This is a genomic window from Streptomyces sp. NPDC044064 (genome assembly GCF_056434245.1).
In genome coordinates this window covers 74,470-92,217 of the sequence record NZ_JBWKFN010000038.1, presented here as the reverse complement: position 1 = coordinate 92,217, position 17,748 = coordinate 74,470, and the positions used below count along the sequence as shown (strand labels likewise).

Here is a 17,748-nt window from a genome sequence, read left to right as displayed (position 1 = left end):
CTGTTCCTTCGAACGCCACTGTTTGGTGCGTCCGCCCCGCCGGGGACGGGCGCCGCGACCGAAAGGACACGCATGTCATCCACGACCGTACGCAACCGGGCGACGCTCGCCGTAGCCGCCCTTCTCATGGGCGCCGGCCTGGCCGCCGGCGCCACCCCCGCCGACGCCCAGCCCGCCCAGCCCGCCCAGCCCGCGCGGCCCGCAGCGCACGCCGCGCCGGCCACCGTGGGCTCGGCCTCCCACGCCACCCCGCAGCGGGCGGGCTGGCACCTGATCTGGGGGCCGAAGACCCACTCGGCCACCCGCTACTGGCCCACGAGTGACTTCATCCCGGACCGGCGCCACCTGGCCGTGAACTTCGGCTGCTGGGGTCACGACGGCGCGAAGCTGAGGGCGGCCATCGTACGGACCAAGGACAAGAAGGTCATGGCGACCAGCGGCTGGGACTACTGCCACGACGGGGCCCAGCGGCGCCTGGACCTCTACAACGCCGCCCCGGGCAACGCGTACTACATGCGCCTGCAGCTCTTTGGCCCGAAGCACTCCATCTGGGCGAAGGCGTACGACTACCACGAGTAGGAGCGCCCGGTCCACCAGGACGTGAGCCCGCGGAACTCGATCCTGTCGCAGGGGCGGGTGCCGCCGGTCTCGTAGAGGACGCCCAGCGCGGGGCGGTCCAGCTGGACGAGGTCAAAGCAGCCGGCCGGCCGGTCCGAGAGCTTCAGCGGGCCAGTGAAGGTAGGCCGCCGTCCCGGCTGGTCCACAGGGCCATGGCGCGGCGGGCCGCGGGCACGGACGGTGCGGAGAACAAGCAGGGGAACGTCCGTGCCCCGGAGCTGGAGGACCGAACCCTCGACCACCGGTACGTCGTTCAGTGCGGGCTGGACGGCGTAGGGCCGGTCAAGGGTTCGGCCACCGTCGCGCGAGTAGGCGTCCAGCCGGTTGCCGGGCACCCTGCCGTTCTGGTCACGGGCGTTGAAGTACAGCCCGCCGTCAAGGAGTTGGGCCGCCGTCGCATCGTTGGTGTTGGTCACGCCGTCGTAGGTGGCGTCCACGAAGCCAAGGTCCCAAGTACAGCCGCCGCCGTCGCTGCAAAGGACGTGGCCGCCGTAGTACTTCGGTTCCCGACCCGTGTCACGGAAGCCGGGCGGGTGGCGCCGCCGAGTGGTGGCGCCGCCGAGTGGTGGCGCCGCCGAGTGGTTCGCGGCGATCAGGAGGCGGCCGGTGTGCAGGCCCCGGGTGAGGGCGATCGCATGGCCGGGGCCGGTCGCGTACCAGCGCCAGGACGGGCGTTTCACCACTACCGTCGCCAGCCCGCCGTACGCGCACCAGGCCCACGCCGCGTCACCTCGACATAACGAACCGCTGCCCCACCAGGTCACGAGACGAACCCAGCCCCCAGCGGCACCGAACACCGGCCCGTCCCAGACCCAAGCCCGCCGGCCGCCCCGACCCCAAAACCGGGCGGCTCCCCCAAGCACCGCCGCATACCAACGATCACCGAAAACACACCACGCACAGCACAGATGACACGACCCGATCACCACGGCCAGCTACCTGACAAACCAGCAGATCACAACCCCACCCCAGGACCAACACCCATGATCGATAGGGCCGCTGAGACACCAGTACGAACCGGCCACAGCCACACACCAAACTGATCACCCCACGCCAGAACACCCACCCTTAGACCAAAAACACCACTCCGGGACACCGCACTCGTCGAACTGGGAGTCGAATGGGAGGCGTGATCAGGGGCAGTTGCGGTGTTCGGTCCTGTGCTGCATCCAGACGGCCACGTCGCACACCCGCAGCACGGTGACCGCCGCCGGCGCCACGGGACTCCTCTACGCCTTCGCCACCGGCAACGTCCAGCCCGTCTACGTGTGGCCCTGCGTCGCGCTCACCGGACTCGGCATGCTCTACGACCTCGGCCGCCGAGCCCTCGACCACCACCAGCACCGCTGACCAGACCGCCGGGGCTCAACGTCACGTACGAGTCCCGGCCCCCAGCACCCCCCGGCCCGAGACAGCATCCCGATTCCGCCCGCCCTGGCCGGGGGCGGCAGCCCGCGGGTGGACCAGGACGGCCGAGCCGTCACTCCTTTCGGTTGCGCACCGCGAGCACGGCACCCGCGAGCGCGGCGATCCCGCCGCCGATCATGGGCACGACCTGCATCGACGCCTTGTGGTCCACGGCGTAGAACCCCAGCCAGACGAAGGCCACACCGAACCCCACCACGATCGCGTGCCCAAGCAGCCGGAACCCGTACCCCGCCCACTGGTCGAGGCGCTCACGGCGCAGCTGGCGCTCGACGAGGTCCCGCCGCCACGCGAGGTGGTCCGGGTCGATCTCCTGCCACTTGCGCGCCTCGTCGGCCGCGGGAAAGGACGGCACCATCGAGGCGGACACCTCGACGGGCGGTGTCTCCTGGTCAGACATCACTCGTCCCCCTGCCCCCGCCCGGCGATGCAGCCGCCACCCGCCGGTCGACCGTCAGCAGTGCCTCGTCCACGGCCCGTTCGGCGGCAGCACGACGCCGCTCCCGCTCCTCGCCGGTCCACGGCGCGGGTGGCGCAAGCAACCGCACGCACCCCCGCCATAAGGGAACCTCGGGTGAGTTCCGCCGCGCGAGGGCCGCGCGCGCTTGTACAGCAAGGATGCAGACCCCGACGACGAGAACCGCCCAAGGCAGCAGGGGCATGAAGAAGGCCGAGACGTCGGCTGCGCTGACGTGAGCCCGCGTCAAGGCCAGTGCCACCGCGAGGACCGCCGCGAGCCCCCACCCGGCCGCGCCGACGGCGTAGCCGGCTGTCGCCCTGCCCGACACCACGGTGGCGGCTGATCCGGTCCCGGTGGTGTCGGCATCCGCGTACGGCTCAGGTCTGGCCCCTCCGACCTCTCCGAGCATCCGCCATGCCCCGGCCACCGTCAGCCGCCTCTCGGGGTCCTTGACCAGGAGCCCCTCGATGAGCCGTTCGAGCCCACCGATGTCGCCCAGTGGCGGCGGCTCGTCCAGCGCCACGGCCGAGAGGGTTGCCACGACGCTGTCCCGGTGGAAGGGCGCGTGCCCCGCGACGAGGTGGTAGAGCGTCGCCCCCAGCGAGAACAGGTCATTGCTCGGTCGCCGGGGTCTGCCGTGCAGGAGCTCGGGGGCGATGTAGTCCGCCGCGTCGACGCTTTCCACGCCCTCCCGGGTGGTCTCGGAGTCCGCCCGTGCCAGTGCACCTGTTCCGGGAAGCAGGACCCAATGGGACTGGTCTAAGCGGATGTTGGCGGGCCGTACATCTCCGTGGACGAGCCCGGCCTCGTGCATCGCTTCCAGCGCGGCAAGCAGTTCCATCGCCACCTCCCGCGCCGGCTCGACGGACATCCAGCCGCGCTCGGCCAGGTGGTCGGCGAGGGACGGGCCGGCGACAAAGGGCACGATGGCCCACACCACACCGTCTGCCTCCACGACGTCATGCACGAGGATGACGTTGGGATGGACCGACGGCCTTCTTGCAGCCGCGCGGAGGGACCGCGCCACCCGGTCCGTCCCCGCCGCATCCGCCTCCCCCACTTCCTCGACCGTTACCTCCACGTGCCGGAACGCGTCGTATGCCGTCCACACGCGCCTGTACCTGCCGGATCCCACCTGGCTCTGGATCCGATAGCGCCCACCGAGCACCCGCCCCGGCTCCATCCTCTGCACCACGGCCCCCTTCCGTACGGCTGAAAGCGCCGTACCCACCGTCCCGCGCCAGCAAGCCCCCGCCGCCGACTTCACCGTCTCCGGTACGAAGGGTGAGCACGGCGCAGCACTCAACTGGCGCCGAAGCTGGTGAATCCCGAGCGCCGCAGCGCGTGCACATGCCATTATGGTCGGCTGGCCTGCGCACGGAGCAGGCCCAGGAAGGGCGTGGCATGGGCACCTCCACCAAGTACCCGCTCTGGTCTGTCGCCACGGTCACCGCAGTTGCCGACGTGCTCGCCGCCACCGACGACGGCCTCACGGGCCGGGAGATCGGTCACCTGCTGGCCCAGACAGGCGTTGCGGACGCCGAGGGGGCGAACAAGCGCGAGCGGCTGGCCCGTGCGCTGGTGATCCGGCAGGCACATGACCAGGCGTCGAACTGCGTGATCAGGTTCATCAGCGAGGCGATGGCCCCCGTGCGCTACGCGCAGCAGCCCGAGGTGTTCTCCCGGCGCCGCGACGACCTCAACGAGGTCCTGGTCCACGTCGGCCTGCGGGTCAACGAGCAAGGCAAGGTGGCCAACGGACCGGCCGCGAGCACCCTGGGCCAGGCGGCCCGGCACGCCAACTCCCTGCGGGCGGAGCTGCACCGCCGGGGAACACACCCGCAGGTCCTTGCGTACTGTACCCGGGAGATCCTGGCGAAGAACGCCTTCCACGCCAGCCTGGAGGCCGCCAAGTCCGTCTTCGACCGGCTCAGGCAACTCACCGGCGAGCAGCTCGACGGCTCCCAGCTCATCGACGCCGTCCTCATGCCCGGCTCCACCGGCACACCGCGGGTGGCCATCAACACCGGCACGACGCCGACCGAGACCGGTGAGCAGAAGGGCTTCGCGATGCTGATCAAGGGGGTGGGCAGCATGTACCGCAATCCCACGGCACACGATCCTCGGCTGAAGCGGCCCGTCACCGACGAGGAGCTGCTGGAGTTGCTGACCACCTTGTCGATGGTCCACCGCCGTCTCGACCAAGCCCGCGTGCAGCCCTGACCGACGACGGCCCACTGATCGTGGGCGGTCGAGGACCGCGACAGGTCACGAGCGGCGGTGCTCGCGCCAGGAGCGGCACAGCGCGCTGAACTCCTGCTGGCGCTCGGTCAGGAGGTCCTCGGGGCGCTGCAGGTGGCAGTCGAGCATGTGCACGCCGTCCTGGAAGGGCTCGAAGCCGATGGTGGACCACAGGCGGCCGAGCTTGGCGGCCGCCTCGCGGTGCTGTCCCTCGGTCATCTCGCGGCCGTCGGCCGATCCCGGCTCGCACGCAACGGCGGTACAGCCCTCAGACAGCCGGCGGATGGCCGCACCGGCCAGGACCGGGCCCAGGCCGAAACCGCGCCAGGCGGGCTCGAGGATGACCCGGTCCATGACCAGCAGGTCACCGACCGGGTGCGCGAGCGCGTCCTCGAAGTCGCCGGCGAACTCGCCCCGGCCGACGTCCAGCACGGTCTCGCCGATGCGGGAGACGTCGCCGGTGTAGGCGTCCATGGCCTCGAAGGGGTCGTCGGGGCCGAACATGCGCACGCGCACGAAGGACATGCGGCCCACCGCCACGTCCTCGATGGCGTCCAGCGTCTCCTGGTCGGCGTCGCCGTGGGCGGCCAGGTCCTCGGCCAAAATGTCTGCGTCGATCCGCGCGCTGACCGTCCAGACCTCCAGTGTGTCGTCGAACTCGAATGCCTGGAGGGGGTGTTCGTGGCGGTAGGCGAGGCTGATCAGAGACGGGTCGGCAGGCAGCCGGGACAGATCAAGGGAGGCAGTCGTCACCGCCCCAACGTAGCGGCCGCCGCTGCCGGCGCGCAGGCCAAGGCGGCAGCGCCTGGCTCCCGGGGCTCGGGATCACCCGCGTGTGGGCCAGCCGGGTGAATACCCCGGTCCGGAAGAACCCGGCCGGCATCGCGGGGCGTCATGCCGTGCGTGGAAGCGATCAACGAGGTACACGTGTCCCAGCCGGGCCTGGTCGTGGTCGACATCGCCGCCGCCGACGACCGGACCGCCTTCGCCTTCCAGGCAGCCCTCGCCTCGACGTGGGCGACCACCGCAGTGGAACGCACCACCCGGGACGTGGGGCAGCCCGGAGTACGGCTGCGCTGCTACCTGGACAAGCGCCAGTGCCCCGGCACATGAACCAGGAGCCTGCTGGATGACGGTCGGCATCGTCGACCCGGGGCGGCAGCCTGCGACGTTCAGGCACGTGTGGCAAGGAGTTGGGCTCAGCCGGGGAGGTGGCCTGCTGGCGCATGGCGGTCAGGTCAGGAGCGTGGCGAAGGCACTGGCCACGGTGGCGGTGAGGGTGATGACCGCGGCGAAGGTGACGGCAGCACGGGTGAGAGCGGCCAGGTAGGTGGCGCCGTCCATGCGGGCGAGCTTGCCCGCGCCGGCGGCGGCCAGCAGCGCGACGACGATCACGAGTGCGGTGGCCAGGAGGACGACGGCGACGGTCACGGCAGACTCCCTTTACACGAGGGGGTGTTGACGCGGACGAAGGTCGTGGAAGTGGTGTGCGCCGGGGTTCGCCGGGACGAAGATGAACACCGGCGAACACATCACAGCCCGGGGGCGAGTACGTGCACGACGAACAGCACGGCGACAGTGCGGCACTCACCGACCTGCGCAGACGGCTGGATGCCGGACTGGCCCGCATGCGGCTGAACAAGAAGGATCTGGCCGGCCGGGCGGGACTGGGGCGTACGACCGTGTCGGAGGCCTTCCAGACCGATGGGCCGCTGCCGTCGGCAGAGACGGTGGCGGCGCTGGCCCGCGCGCTGAGGCTGCCGGTCGGCGAATTACTGGAGCTGCAGCGGGATGCGGCCGGGGGCGGTGAGCGACCGGGGCCCGGCAGGTCGATCGGCGAGTGGGAGCCGCACGATCTGGAGGTCCATCCGGCCGCGCACAGCGTGGTCGTTGACGGCTCGGATGCGCCCGGGACGCGGGCACTTCCCGGGTACGTGCGGCGCGAGCATGACCGGGTGCTGGCCGAGGCGGTGTCGGATGTGGCGGCCGGCCGCAGCCGGATCGTGGTCCTCGTGGGCACCTCGTCGACCGGGAAGACCCGGGCGTGCTGGGAGGCCGTGCAGCCGCTCGCGGAGAAGGGATGGCGGCTGTGGCATCCCTTCGACCCGATCCGGGCCGACGCCGCGCTGGAGGACCTGCACCGCGTCGGGCCGCGCACCGTGGTGTGGCTGAACGAGGCCCAGCACTACCTCGGGAACCGGGCGGACGGTGAGCGTATCGCGGCGGCCGTGCACCACCTGCTGGTCAGCCCGGAGCGCGGGCCGGTCCTCGTGCTGGGCACGCTCTGGCCCGAATACGCCCGCCAGTACACGGCCCTCCCCGCCCCGGGCGGGAGCGATCCGCACAGCCGGGTACGGGAACTGCTTTCCGGCTGCACACTGCGCATCCCGGATTCCTTCGACGCGCCGGCCCTGGCTGCGGCGGCTGCCCTCGCCGAGGCGGGTGACCGGCTGCTGGCCGACGCCCTCACGCGCGCCCGCGCCGATGGGCGGGTCACCCAGGACCTGGCCGGTGCCCCCGAACTCCTCAAGCGCTACCAGTACGCAAGTTCGCCAGCCAAAGCGCTGCTGGAAGCGGCGATGGACGCGCGCCGCCTCGGCGTCGGCCTCCATCTCCCGCAAGCCTTCCTCACCGACGCCGCCACCGACTACCTCAGCCAGACCGACTACGACCAGCTCACCGACAACTGGGCCGAAACCGCCTACGCCGAACTCGCCGAACCGGTCCACGGCAAACAAGCCCCCCTGCGCCGCACCACTCCCCGACCCCCACGACGTCCACCCACCCCCTCCACAGCTGCGGCCCCGCCGTCCCCGCAGCCCGCGGGGCCGGTGTTCCGGCTCGCCGACTACCTCGAACAACACGGCCGCACCACCCGCACCCACTTGTGCCCGCCCTCCTCCTTCTGGCACGCCGCCCACGCCTACCTCACTCACCCCGACGACTTGGACAACCTCATCGAGGCCGCCGACGCCCGGCACCGCCTGCAGTTGGCCCACCACCTCCAACACCGCGCCGCCGACCACGGCAGCACCCGCGCCCTGGTCAGCCTGGCCATGCTGCGGGTGGAGGCCGGGGACCAGCGGGGCGCCGAAACTCTGGCCCGGCAGGCCGCCGACCAGGGCAACAACTACGCCCTGTACCACCTGGCCGAGATCCGTGAGAAGGCCGGGGACCGGGAAGACGCGGAAGCCCTCTACCGGCAGGCTGCCGACCACGGCCACACCGACGCCCTGTACCGCCTGGCCGCGCTTCTTGAGAAGGCCGGGGACCAGCAGGGCGCCGAAACTCTGGCCCGGCAGGCCGCCGACCAGGGCGACGCCTACGCCCTGTACCTCCTGGCCGAGATCCGTGAGAAGGCCGGGGACCGGCAGGGCGCCAAAACCCTCTACCGGCGGGCCGCCGACCACGGCGACACCGACACCCTGTACTGCCTGGCCGTGCTGCGGAGGGTGGCCGGGGACCGGGAAGGCGCGGAAATCTTCTATCGGCAGGCCGCTGACCAGGGCAGCACCTACGCCCTGTACCTCCTGGCCGAAATCCGGGAGGAGGCCGGGGACCAGGAAGACGCCGAAACCCTCTACCGGCGGGCCGCCGAGCACGGCCACACCGACGCCCTGTATCGCCTGGCCATGCGGCGGGAGGAGGCCGGGGACCGGGAAGGCGCTGAAAAGGTGGCCCGGCAGGCTGTCGACCACGGCAACACCGGCGTTCTGTACGGCCTGGCCATGCGGCGGGAGGAGGCCGGGGACCGGGAAGGCGCGGAGAACGTGGCCCGGGAGGCTGTCGACCACGGCAACACCGTTGCCCTGTATGGCCTGGCCGAGATCCGGGAGAAGGCCGGGGACCGGGAAGGCGCCGAAAGCCTCTACCGGCAGGCTGCCGACCACGGCAACACCAGCGTCCTGTACCTCCTGGCCGTACGGCGGGAGGAGGCCGGGGACCGGGAAGGCGCGGAAACCTTATACCGGCAGGCTGCCGACCAGGGCAGCACCAGCGCCCTGTGCCGCCTGGCCAAGATCCGTGAGAAGGCCGGGGACCGGGAAGGCGCCGAAAGCCTCTACCGGCAGGCTGCCGACCAGGGCAGCACCAGCGCCCTGTGCCGCCTGGCCGAGATCCGTGAGAAGGCCGGGGACCCGGAAGACGCGGAAAACCTGGCCCGGCGGGCCACCGACCACGGCAACACCAGCGCCCTGTACCTCCTGGCCATGCGGCGGGAAGAGGCCGGAGACCAGCAGGGCGCGGAAAACCTGGCCCGGCAGGCCGCCGACCACGGCAACACCAGCGCCCTGTACGGCCTGGCCATGCGGCGGGAGGAGGCCGGCGACCGAGACGGCGCCGAAGCCATGGCTCGGCAGGCTGCCGACCACGGCAACACCGACGCCCCGTACCGCCTGGCCGAGATCCGGGAGAAGGCCGGGGACCGGGAAAGCGCGGAAGCCCTCTACCGGCAGGCTGCCGACCACGGCAACACCCGCGCCCTGGTCAACCTGATCGAGATCCGGGAGAAGGCCGGAGACCAGCACGGCGCCGAAACCATGGCTCGGCAGGTCACCGACCGCGGCAGGCCCCAAGCCCATGTCCGCCAGGTGGAGGTAGAGATGATGTTGCAAAGGCTGTGGCCGTATGGCCTGGACCCGGAAGGTACGCCGACCCCCCGATGGCAACCTACGGCGGACGCACCGGTAGGGGGACACAGAAACCCGTGAGAGTCTCCGCACCCCGCTCAGACGCAGCTGGGGGACCGAGAAGCGGTGCCAACGAGGACGACATGGACCGACCCGCCAGGACTCCGGAAACAGATTGCCCAATCGCAGACATCGCCAACATGCCTGAACACGCCCCCGGATAGCCGCCAGGCATGCTGCTGAACTCCCACATGGCTCACATGCCTGATGATCAGCCAGCACCAGAAATATCCTGCGCGGTCGCCGCGCGGGCCCCCGCCGGGCCCTGCGTCGTAGCCTCGTCGTCGCCCCCTTCAGCTGCCTGGAGTGGTCTATGCCGCGCAGCCGATCTGGCGTTCCGCCGGGCGACCACGCTGGAGAGCCACGGATGTTGCCACCGTGTCGGTGACGGCCGGCTTGTCTCCCTTCATGGCCACCACGGGGGTCGTGATGACGCGCTTGACGATGTCCTGGATCTCCACCCGCGCGGGCGCACGGTCGTTGTAGGCGCCCTCCATGAGCACGTCCCAGTACGTCATCCGTGTCCCGCCGCTCTTCAGCCAACGGGAGGCTACCTTCACCTCCTCCAGGGTGGGGCGGGCACGGACCTTCAGCCATGCGCGGATCCAGGGAGCGAGATCACTGCCGCCGATGCCGCAGCCCTCCAGGAAGAGGATGTACTGCCGGAACTCCCGAGGAACCGTGCGCCCCTTGGCGATGGCGTAGGCCGTGCTGCGGGGCAGCAGTCCGTGACCGCCGGCGGCCCTTTCCATGGCGCGGGACGAAGGCCCTCCCGCCCGGCGCCACGCGTCGCGCAGGGCGCCGCTCAGGTCGGCTTCATCGCGGGCGAACTGCGGCTTCGGCAGGACCGTCGACCGGCGAGATCGGCGCCTGGCCTCGGCGACGGCCTCCGCCGCCGCCTTGTGAAGTCGCGCCGAGGCCTGGGCAGCGTCGTAGTCCCTGCTGACCGTCACGCAACCGAGGGCGTACTCGGTCGCCACCGCGGGCGAGGGGAGCGATCTCCCGCTGGCCGCGCGCTTCAGGGTCGCTGCCGAGTAGCTCGTGCGGCAGGCCAGGTCCCGGTAGGTCAGGTGCGCAGCATGCCGCATGGCCCGCAACTGCTCCGCGAACCGGCCCAGCTCGGGCACGGTGTGGTCGACTGGTGCTTCCGGACGCGCGCTTCCCGAGCCGGACGCCAGGGCGTTCAGCAGCCGCAGCAGCCGCAGCAGCCGACGGCCGGTACCGCCGCTGCGGAGGAAGACGGTGAAGAGGAACAGGACGGCCACGCCGGTCAGGCCGGGAGCTGCCAGGAGGACGAGGATGCCGTGGACTGTCATGGGCGTGAACGGGCGCAGTACAACCGCGGCGGTCAGGAAGCCGAGGATGACGAAGGCCTGCGCCATGCCGAAGCGCGTCTGGGCCCCGGAAACGGAGGAGACCGATGCCTCGGGATTCTGGTCCATGTGAGGACCCCTTTTGAATCAGGGGCGGCGGCCCGGAGGCCGCCGCCTGTGCTGGTGAGAGGCGAACTGGGCAGATCGCGGGACGGCTTGGCATTGCGTCCCGGACGCGATCGTGAGTCCGGCTGGCGCCGAGGGGCACGGCCTGTTGGCATACAGTCCGCTGAGATCCCCCCGGAGGCCCGCAAGTCCCTAGGTTTCCAGGGCCGGACGGGCTGCCGGTAATCCCTCTGACATTGGCTCAGATGTCGTCCTTACTCGCTCTTGGCGGCACTGACCTGCGTACTTTTCCCGGCGTCGGGGGGTTGGCTCACGCTCTGTCCCGCTCGTGTCTTGGACGAGGGGGGACATCGGGTTGCACGCTTACGCCACGAACCCGCGACTTTATACAAAAGCGGTTTCGTAGCCCTGCATGGCATCGCTGGTGAGGCTGGACCGGGGTAGATACAACAGGGTCGCGATTGGCACGCGGCCGAACAGATACCGGGCCGGTGGCCGCCGTCTGGCAGCGGCGATCACCGGCCTGACGTTCGAGCAGATCGTGGAGTGGAAGTACGGCCCGACGGTGAACGGAGCCTTCGGGCGTGGCTGCGGTCTGTGCAGGGGCATGCGGAGCCCACCGCCCGATGGGCGGGTGCTGTCCAGCGCCATCTCAACGAGCAGAGCCGAGGCGGCACAGCGCCCGGGGCGGACGGGGGCTACCCGAGCCAGACGATGTCCACGATGTACAGGCGTCCGGCCGGTCGGTTGATCCAGTAGACGGCGGTGAGCCGGCCGACCGAGGCGGACCGGACATCCTCGCCTTCGGGGTCGCGGGCGTTGAAGGGCGGGAACGACCACGGGTCGCGGCCGGCGATGTCCAGGACGTCCCGGAGCATCTCGCGGGCATGGTCGGGCAACTCGCCCGCGGTGCCTGCGGCCTGGGGCGACAGGCGGGCGGGCCAGGGCGGCAGGTCGCTCACGCGCGGGCTCCAAGGACCTGGTCCAGGTCGATACCGTCGGAGTCGTCGCAGCCCCCGGCGACGAACGCGTCGACAGCCGGAGCCAAGGCGAGCCGGGCCCGCCAGGTACGAACGACGTCGTGGACCGGGGCGAGGCTGTAGCTGTGCCGGGCGTCGTCCAGGGCGCGCGCCCAGTCCTGCTCGAACGCGGGCACCCAGGTCTGTGCGCGCCGGTCGGCGCGCAACTCCTGGAGCAGCTGGGCGGCTGCGGCCGGGGCCGGCGCGGCGGGGGCTTCCTCGGGCTGCGCGCTCATCGGGTCCTCCAGAAGGGATGTATCGCCACCGTACGCGCGGGGCGGGGCCGTGGGGACGGACATGAGGTGATCCCTTCCCGGCGAAGCGCCGGTCAACGCTGTGGTGGTGGAACACTGAGGGCTCGGGTCCCCGGCAGCTGCAATGCCGGGGACCCGAGCCGTACAGGGCGGCCAGCCGGGCTGGCGCGGCTTAGCGGGTCAGCGTGCGGGCGACGGCCTGGGGCTCGGCATCGCCGGACAGGGCCTGGGCACCCCCATCACACGATGGGTCCGCAGCCAAGGAACCCCCGATGCCTACGACCGCGCCCTCGACGCGATCACCGAAGAACTCACCTCCGCGCCGATGGTCAACTACCGGCACCGCCGCGAACACCTCACCGACTGGGCGATGCCGCCAGACGCATGGCGCAAGATCACCGACCAGCTCGAGCGACAACCCAGCACCCGCTACATCTCCGAGACCCGCGCGCCTCGCCGCCACGGCCTACGTCTGGACCCAAGTCACTTACGGCGAGACCCAATTCGCCCCACAACCGTCTGAATCCCGCAGCAACCCCGAGCTCGACATGGCATGCAGTCAGGACCGGTTCAGCATCGGACAGTGGCTCCGGCAGAACAAAGTGCCTCTCTACCAGCAGATGAAGCCGCTGCTCGACGCCTACGCCGAGCAGCTCAGCCACGGCATCGACATGGAGCGCTCAAACGGCCAACTCGCACGCTCACTGGCCAACTGAAGCGCTCAGTCACACCGCCGTGAACCTGAACCTGCGGGCTTAGGTCTCTACAGGTCGAACTCGACGTGCTCGACGTCGGTGAAGCGGACCTCTTCCAGGCTGCCGGCGCGGCGGCCGCCGTCCTGGAAGTACACGTCCCTGAGCGCTTCGGCGGCGATCTGCTGCAGCTGCTGGTCTGTGGCCCCTTGCTGTTGGGCGTCGAAGAGGCGGGCGGCGTACTGCGGCGGTAGAGCGACGGTCAGGTGGCGGAGGCGGGCGTCGTCGGTGGTACCGATCGGGGCGCTGTAGCCGATCCGGGCGCGGGTGTCGATGACGATGCCGTCGGTGGTCGCCGCCTTCCGGCGGGCCTTGGCGCGGATCTGTGGCTGCCACCGCTTCTTCACCTCGTTCTCCAGGCGGGCGGCGAGGTCGGGGCGGGGCTTTTTGATCTGGTCCTTGACGTACCGTTCGACGGTGCGCTGGGAGATCCGCAGCATCTGGGCGACGGCTCTTGTGCCCTTGAGCTGTTTGACCAGGTAGCGCATCTGCGCGGGCGCGGTCTTGGGTGCCGGGCGGGTGAACGACTTCTGCACCGCGGCGTCCAGGCCGTTGCCGAACAGGCTCATCGCCCTCTCCTACTCTCCGTTGTCGACGTCGGTGACGGTGCCGTCCTTGATGTACCGGGCGAGGTTGAGTTCCGGGGCGTTGAACCGGTCGCGGACCTCTTCGCCCCACAGGACGCTCTGGGTGCCTTCGTGCTTGACCAGGCCCGGGTTGACGCCGAGCTTGAAGCCGCCCGGCAGCGGCTTGCCGTCCCGGTAGGGCAGGAAGTCCAGCGGGCTGGTGCCGCCGGCCGCGTACACGACGCAGTCGGACAGGATCGCAACCGGGTACTGCCCGGTGAACGCCGCGTGCTTGACGATCTTCCGGTGCAGGTTGATCCGTGTGCGGGAGATGACCGCGGCGCGGATGTCCGGCCGCCAGGTCGGGCGGGACAGCGCCCGCCACGGCTCGCCCGGCCGCCAGCCCTCACCCCGGGGACGCTCGCGCAGCTTGCCCAGCCCGCCCTTGACCGTCGCCTTGACCGCCGAGACGACGATCGCCAGCTCCGGGTCGCGTTCCTTGCAGCCGTCCATCGCCGCCAGGAAGTCGGCCGGCGGCAGGTCCGCGTCGACGCCGAGGTCGGCCATCGTGGCGAGGTAGGCGTCGCGCAGCCGGTTGTACCAGCCGTCCAGGTAGCGGCCGTTGTCATACCGCACGTAGGCCTCGATCGGACGCACGTCGTAGCCCAACTCCACCGCGTACGCCACGGTCGGTGTCGCGTACCAGGCCAGCCCCTCCGGGCGCTCGCCGTTCGGCGTGAACGGGCTGGGCAGCAGAATTGCGTCCAGCTCCGCCCACGTGTCCTTGCCGAGTTTCACCCTCGACAGGTCGATGTGGGACAGGTCCACCAGCCATGAGCCGGGCAGCTTCGCATCGAACACCGGCGCCTTGACGTGCGTCGGCTCGCCGAGACCGACGACCAGGCCGTTGGCGCCGGCGGCGAAGGCCATGTTCACGTCGATGCCGACCAGGAACCGATTCATGCACTCGGCGTCGGTGAGCGGCCGCGCCCAGTCGTACGCCTCCTCGAACAGCTTCTCGTCGGGGCCGCGGACGTGGAAGCGTGGCAGGTCCGCCAGGAGCGGGTGCCCGTCCGGGGCCTCGCAGGGCGCGCAGTTGACCGGGTCCTTGCCCAGGCTGCCGGGGTTGGGCTCGGAAGTCCGCTTGCCGTCGGCGTCGGGCTCGGAGGCGCGGGTCGGCGGGTGCAGGGCGGTCATCAGCTCCAGACCCGTGACAGCCGTGGAACCGCGCGGCGTCATCACCCGGGACGCGTATACGCCCAGAATCCGGGCAAGTTCCGCCGGTGGCAGCTGGGCGGCTTCTCCCCAGTGGCGGGAGTCGAGCGCGTGCCAGGACGGGATGCACAGCTGGACGCAGGCCCGCTCCGAGCCCTGCGCCGGACGGTAGATACGCGCCCACGGCCCGAACCCGCGCTTCGTCAGCTTCCACTCCGCGCGGACCAACTGCTTGATGACCTTGTGACCCTCCGGCAGCCGCCCGGCCAGACGCTCCTCATCGGTGAGGGCGACCGGCAGGCCGAAGCGCTCCAGCGCCGCTTCGGTGAGCACGAGCAGCGGGTCGGCGTCCTTGCCCGGCCCGGACAGCTTCGGCTGCCCGAGCTTCGCCTCCTTCAGGGTCCAGTCCACCAGGGCGGGGATGGACTTGGCGGGCACGTCCAGGACCAGGCCGCCCGTGCAGTACGCCACGATCTGGCCGTCGTCTTCGACGTCGACGACCGCCAGCGGACCATTCGCGAACCGCGGATCAACAGCAGCCTTGGCCGCCGTACCTGCCGCAGCAGCTTTCGGTGCAGCTGGGCGACGAGAGATCGGTCCGCGCCGTGGTGTCGACTTCGTGTCCGTAAAACGCTCGGGGCGAACGGTCGCAGTGGCGGCAGAGGGCTGCGCAGGACCCGGTGCCGGTGGCGCGGAAGCCGGTACGGGCGACGCCAGCGGCGGCGGAGCGGGATAGCGCTGGGCGAGGCCCTTGAGGAGGTGCCAGTAGGCCTGGAGCCGTTCGGGTTTCGGTTCGGCGCGGCCGTCCTCCCAGGCCTGGATGCTGGGCAGGCGCACACCGAGAGCCTGGGCGACGGCGGCCTGGGTCAGGCCGGCTGCCTCACGCAGGCGCACGCGTTCGGCCGGCGGAGGCAGCACGAGGCCGCCGTCGACAGCGGCGAGGAGCGCGTCGACAGCGGCGAGCGGGTCAGAGGACTGGTTGCTCATGGAAGGCTCTCTCATGCCCGCTGTCACCGGATGCCCTGGCGGATCTCTTCGAGTCGGGTCACCAGCCGCTGATAGCGCTGCGAGGCGGCCTGGGACGAGTTCAGGCCCTGATGGCGGGCGATCTGCCGCCAATCCATGGCGCGGCGCCGCGCCTCGAGAACGACCTGCTTCTCGAGGCGGTCGAGTTGCTCGCGCATGTCATCGAAGAGGCTGAGGGCTGCGCCGACCTCGTCCGCCGTGACCGATGCTTCTCCCCCGTCGTTGTCACGGTCACCGGCGGCCGCCAGGAGCAGACGTGACACCAGCAGGGCATCCTGCTGCAGGCCCTGCGCCGCCGCCACAGCCTGTACGGGCGGCTCCCCCAACGCGGACAGACGGTCACGGGCCTGCTGACGAGTATCGAATGCCATACCGACACCCTACTCCACGAAGCAAACTAAACAATGTTTTGTTGTTTCATTGGTGCGCGGGTCGCGCGGGCCGTTGGTACCGGGCGGCAGGGCCGTCACCGTGGGACCTGACGATGTACTCGACTCCGCGGCGCCTGTCGTGCGGGCGGGTGCAGCGCCCGCACGCCGACGGGTGGCGATGATGCGGTGAACGAAGTGGCACAGCAAATGCGCCAGATCCACCAATGACACGACCACGCAGCCCCCAGTGACACCCACACACAGCCCACCAGCAGCTCCCTTCTCGTCTGCGGTCGGCCTCGGCTGTCCGCACACCGTTGGAGCTTTGGAGCTTTGGAGCTTTCCTATGACAGCCGTCCTGGCATCCGAATCCGCCGTCCCGCGCGACTTCTTCTGCGAGCACGCACACAGCAAGAGCCGGGTCCTCGTCCTGCTGGCACACAAGAGCGGACCCAACTGTCTCTGCAGGCCGTGCTGACCTGTCGTGACGCCCTGTTGGCTCAGCACGCTGCAGTTCTGCTCGCCCTCGCCGCTCACAACGGCGCCCTCACCCGGCATCAGCAGGAAACCGCCCACAAGATCACCACATCACTGCCGGAGGCTCCCGCCGCCTCCTTCCGGCAGGCCCTGGAACGAGCCTGTGCTGGGGCGTGGCCCATCAACCTGTCGACGCTGTTCACCTGGCTGGCCGACGATCCGCTCGACTGGCTGGAAGAGGGCGACCGGGAGGGAACACTGCCCGTTTCCGCCACCCGCACGCCGGACAACGCTCGCCTGGCCGACCTGCCCGGCCCGGTGGTCAGGGTGGTGCAGTTGCGTGAGTTCCACGTGTACGACCAGGCCAGGGCGCTCGCTGCCGCAACTGCCGGCGGCGGGGAACCGCTGCCGGAGGAAGAGCTGGACGAGGACGATCCGGACGACCTGATCGGTGCCGTCATGTTCGCTGCGGAAGGGACCGGCGAGCTGCCAGGTATGGACTGCCTGACCGACGCGCAGGAGGGCCCGCACGCGGCGCTGCCCTCGCATCGTGACGACTACGACTTCGATGCCTGCTCGGACCTGTTCTTCCAGGACCATGACGTGCTGTGGCTGTACGACAGCGAGTACAGCTCCGATGAAGCGGACAACACCAGCGCCTCCCTCATGCCTCCCGCCCTGCATCCGAGCAACTGGTTCGAGGACTTCGGCAACGTCCCTCAACGCTCGCCCGAGCGCGGACACCGCCGCTGAGCCGCAGTCGTCGTCTCACCGACAGCCCCGAACCGCACCCGGGGCGTATCCCTTCTCATGCCCAGCCCCTACGGCCGGCAGGGTTGTTCTGTAACAGAGAGCACCTTCTATGAACGTGAGCACGCAGTCCGTGTGGGCTGAAAAGAGAACGGCATCGTCCAGGCCTGCCTGATCCGGCAGATCCTCATCCTGGCCGACCGCGCCTACCAGGGCGCCGGCGCCACCGTCCGCACCCCCTACTACCACCACAGCGAATAGCCCGCGCACTACCAGCAGTTCAACCGCGACCACGCCCGACTGCGACCCCCCGGCGAACGAGCCTTCGCCCGACTCAAGTCCTGGCGCATCATGCGACGAGCACGCTGCTCCACCCGCCGCATCAGCCGCACCGTCCAAGCCATCCACGTACTACTGACCTGCGACCATTCAGGATGAAAGAGGTTC

18 protein-coding genes and 1 pseudogene are annotated in these 17,748 nt (G+C 70.4%); 8 read left to right on the top strand and 11 right to left on the bottom strand.

Annotated features, from left to right (window positions below; all coding sequences use genetic code 11):
- Positions 1-72 precede the first annotated feature (72 nt).
- Positions 73-579 carry a hypothetical protein gene (locus tag AC07DS_RS40685; RefSeq protein WP_479153796.1) on the top strand — a complete coding sequence of 169 codons (507 nt, stop codon included), beginning with the start codon at positions 73-75 and terminating at the stop codon, positions 577-579.
- Here the strand turns inward: AC07DS_RS40685 and AC07DS_RS40680 are convergent.
- A complete protein-coding gene (locus AC07DS_RS40680) occupies positions 567-1,298 on the bottom strand; it encodes an exo-alpha-sialidase (protein ID WP_479153795.1) in 732 nt (243 codons plus the stop codon). The two genes, AC07DS_RS40685 and AC07DS_RS40680, sit on opposite strands and share 13 nt — an antisense overlap.
- 520 nt (positions 1,299-1,818) lie before the next feature.
- Here AC07DS_RS40680 and AC07DS_RS40675 point away from each other — a divergent pair.
- On the top strand, positions 1,819-1,968 hold the full coding sequence (locus tag AC07DS_RS40675; protein WP_479153794.1) for a hypothetical protein: 150 nt from the start codon (positions 1,819-1,821) through the stop codon (positions 1,966-1,968).
- A gap of 130 nt (positions 1,969-2,098) precedes the next feature.
- Here AC07DS_RS40675 and AC07DS_RS40670 read toward each other — a convergent pair whose 3' ends face one another.
- Together AC07DS_RS40670 and AC07DS_RS40665 are read right to left on the bottom strand one after the other, a co-directional pair.
- Complete coding sequence (locus AC07DS_RS40670; protein WP_479153793.1) at positions 2,099-2,443, bottom strand: hypothetical protein; 345 nt, start codon at positions 2,441-2,443, stop codon at positions 2,099-2,101.
- Positions 2,436-3,686, bottom strand: a complete 1,251-nt coding sequence (locus AC07DS_RS40665) for a serine/threonine-protein kinase (RefSeq protein ID WP_479153809.1) — start codon at positions 3,684-3,686, stop codon at positions 2,436-2,438. Before AC07DS_RS40665 ends, AC07DS_RS40670 begins: the two co-directional genes overlap by 8 nt.
- Before the next feature lie 221 nt (positions 3,687-3,907).
- Here AC07DS_RS40665 and AC07DS_RS40660 point away from each other — a divergent pair, with 221 nt between their 5' ends.
- Complete coding sequence (locus tag AC07DS_RS40660) at positions 3,908-4,726, top strand: TIGR02391 family protein (protein WP_479153792.1); 819 nt, start codon at positions 3,908-3,910, stop codon at positions 4,724-4,726.
- A 45-nt stretch (positions 4,727-4,771) separates the two neighbouring features.
- Here AC07DS_RS40660 and AC07DS_RS40655 read toward each other — a convergent pair whose 3' ends face one another.
- Entirely contained in the window at positions 4,772-5,497 is a 726-nt protein-coding gene (locus AC07DS_RS40655; RefSeq protein WP_479153791.1) for a hypothetical protein, read from the bottom strand.
- Positions 5,498-5,647: 150 nt separating this feature from the next.
- On the opposite strand from AC07DS_RS40655, the gene AC07DS_RS40650 reads away from it, so the two are divergent.
- On the top strand, positions 5,648-5,857 hold the full coding sequence (locus AC07DS_RS40650) for a DUF6207 family protein (protein WP_479153790.1): 210 nt from the start codon (positions 5,648-5,650) through the stop codon (positions 5,855-5,857).
- Positions 5,858-5,977: 120 nt separating this feature from the next.
- Here the strand turns inward: AC07DS_RS40650 and AC07DS_RS40645 are convergent, their stop codons facing one another.
- Positions 5,978-6,175: a hypothetical protein gene (locus AC07DS_RS40645; RefSeq protein ID WP_479153789.1), complete on the bottom strand. Its 198-nt coding sequence runs from the start codon at positions 6,173-6,175 to the stop codon at positions 5,978-5,980.
- A gap of 122 nt (positions 6,176-6,297) precedes the next feature.
- Between AC07DS_RS40645 and AC07DS_RS40640 the strand changes: the two genes are divergently transcribed.
- Complete coding sequence (locus AC07DS_RS40640) at positions 6,298-9,453, top strand: tetratricopeptide repeat protein (RefSeq protein WP_479153788.1); 3,156 nt, start codon at positions 6,298-6,300, stop codon at positions 9,451-9,453.
- 290 nt (positions 9,454-9,743) lie between these two features.
- On the opposite strand, the gene AC07DS_RS40635 is transcribed toward AC07DS_RS40640, so the two are convergent.
- The 3 genes from AC07DS_RS40635 to AC07DS_RS40625 all read right to left on the bottom strand — a co-directional run bounded on the left by AC07DS_RS40635 (position 9,744) and on the right by AC07DS_RS40625 (position 12,126).
- Positions 9,744-10,874 (bottom strand): helix-turn-helix domain-containing protein, encoded by a 1,131-nt coding sequence (locus AC07DS_RS40635; protein WP_479153787.1) that lies wholly within the window; start codon positions 10,872-10,874, stop codon positions 9,744-9,746.
- 695 nt (positions 10,875-11,569) lie between these two features.
- Complete coding sequence (locus AC07DS_RS40630) at positions 11,570-11,833, bottom strand: hypothetical protein (RefSeq protein WP_479153786.1); 264 nt, start codon at positions 11,831-11,833, stop codon at positions 11,570-11,572.
- Positions 11,830-12,126 carry a DUF6247 family protein gene (locus AC07DS_RS40625; RefSeq protein ID WP_479153785.1) on the bottom strand — a complete coding sequence of 99 codons (297 nt, stop codon included), beginning with the start codon at positions 12,124-12,126 and terminating at the stop codon, positions 11,830-11,832. Before AC07DS_RS40625 ends, AC07DS_RS40630 begins: the two co-directional genes overlap by 4 nt.
- A gap of 566 nt (positions 12,127-12,692) precedes the next feature.
- On the opposite strand from AC07DS_RS40625, the gene AC07DS_RS40620 reads away from it, so the two are divergent.
- A complete protein-coding gene (locus AC07DS_RS40620) occupies positions 12,693-12,860 on the top strand; it encodes a hypothetical protein (protein ID WP_479153784.1) in 168 nt (55 codons plus the stop codon).
- A gap of 47 nt (positions 12,861-12,907) precedes the next feature.
- On the opposite strand, the gene tpg is transcribed toward AC07DS_RS40620, so the two are convergent.
- Genes tpg through AC07DS_RS40605 form a run of 3 tightly spaced genes read right to left on the bottom strand, consistent with a single transcriptional unit; the run spans position 12,908 to position 16,074 of the window.
- Complete coding sequence (gene tpg, locus AC07DS_RS40615) at positions 12,908-13,465, bottom strand: telomere-protecting terminal protein Tpg (RefSeq protein WP_479153783.1); 558 nt, start codon at positions 13,463-13,465, stop codon at positions 12,908-12,910.
- Between the two features lie 9 nt (positions 13,466-13,474).
- Positions 13,475-15,664: a telomere-associated protein Tap gene (tap, locus tag AC07DS_RS40610; protein WP_479153782.1), complete on the bottom strand. Its 2,190-nt coding sequence runs from the start codon at positions 15,662-15,664 to the stop codon at positions 13,475-13,477.
- A 23-nt stretch (positions 15,665-15,687) separates the two neighbouring features.
- Complete coding sequence (locus AC07DS_RS40605; protein ID WP_479153781.1) at positions 15,688-16,074, bottom strand: hypothetical protein; 387 nt, start codon at positions 16,072-16,074, stop codon at positions 15,688-15,690.
- Between the two features lie 495 nt (positions 16,075-16,569).
- Here AC07DS_RS40605 and AC07DS_RS40600 point away from each other — a divergent pair, with 495 nt between their 5' ends.
- Entirely contained in the window at positions 16,570-17,304 is a 735-nt protein-coding gene (locus AC07DS_RS40600; RefSeq protein ID WP_479153780.1) for a hypothetical protein, read from the top strand.
- A gap of 147 nt (positions 17,305-17,451) precedes the next feature.
- Positions 17,452-17,739 (top strand): annotated as a pseudogene (locus tag AC07DS_RS40595) (transposase family protein); the annotation flags it as partial.
- Positions 17,740-17,748 lie beyond the last annotated feature (9 nt).

Bases quoted from the DNA above. Each gene is read 5' to 3' on its own strand.
- AC07DS_RS40685 (WP_479153796.1), top strand. From the start codon at position 73: ATGTCATCCACGACCGTACGCAACCGGGCGACGCTCGCCGTAGCCGCC.
- AC07DS_RS40670 (WP_479153793.1), bottom strand. From the start codon at position 2,443: ATGTCTGACCAGGAGACACCGCCCGTCGAGGTGTCCGCCTCGATGGTG.
- AC07DS_RS40665 (WP_479153809.1), bottom strand. From the start codon at position 3,686: ATGGAGCCGGGGCGGGTGCTCGGTGGGCGCTATCGGATCCAGAGCCAG.
- AC07DS_RS40660 (WP_479153792.1), top strand. From the start codon at position 3,908: ATGGGCACCTCCACCAAGTACCCGCTCTGGTCTGTCGCCACGGTCACC.
- AC07DS_RS40635 (WP_479153787.1), bottom strand. From the start codon at position 10,874: ATGGACCAGAATCCCGAGGCATCGGTCTCCTCCGTTTCCGGGGCCCAG.
- AC07DS_RS40625 (WP_479153785.1), bottom strand. From the start codon at position 12,126: ATGAGCGCGCAGCCCGAGGAAGCCCCCGCCGCGCCGGCCCCGGCCGCA.
- AC07DS_RS40620 (WP_479153784.1), top strand. From the start codon at position 12,693: ATGGCATGCAGTCAGGACCGGTTCAGCATCGGACAGTGGCTCCGGCAG.
- tpg (WP_479153783.1), bottom strand. From the start codon at position 13,465: ATGAGCCTGTTCGGCAACGGCCTGGACGCCGCGGTGCAGAAGTCGTTC.
- tap (WP_479153782.1), bottom strand. From the start codon at position 15,664: ATGAGCAACCAGTCCTCTGACCCGCTCGCCGCTGTCGACGCGCTCCTC.
- AC07DS_RS40605 (WP_479153781.1), bottom strand. From the start codon at position 16,074: ATGGCATTCGATACTCGTCAGCAGGCCCGTGACCGTCTGTCCGCGTTG.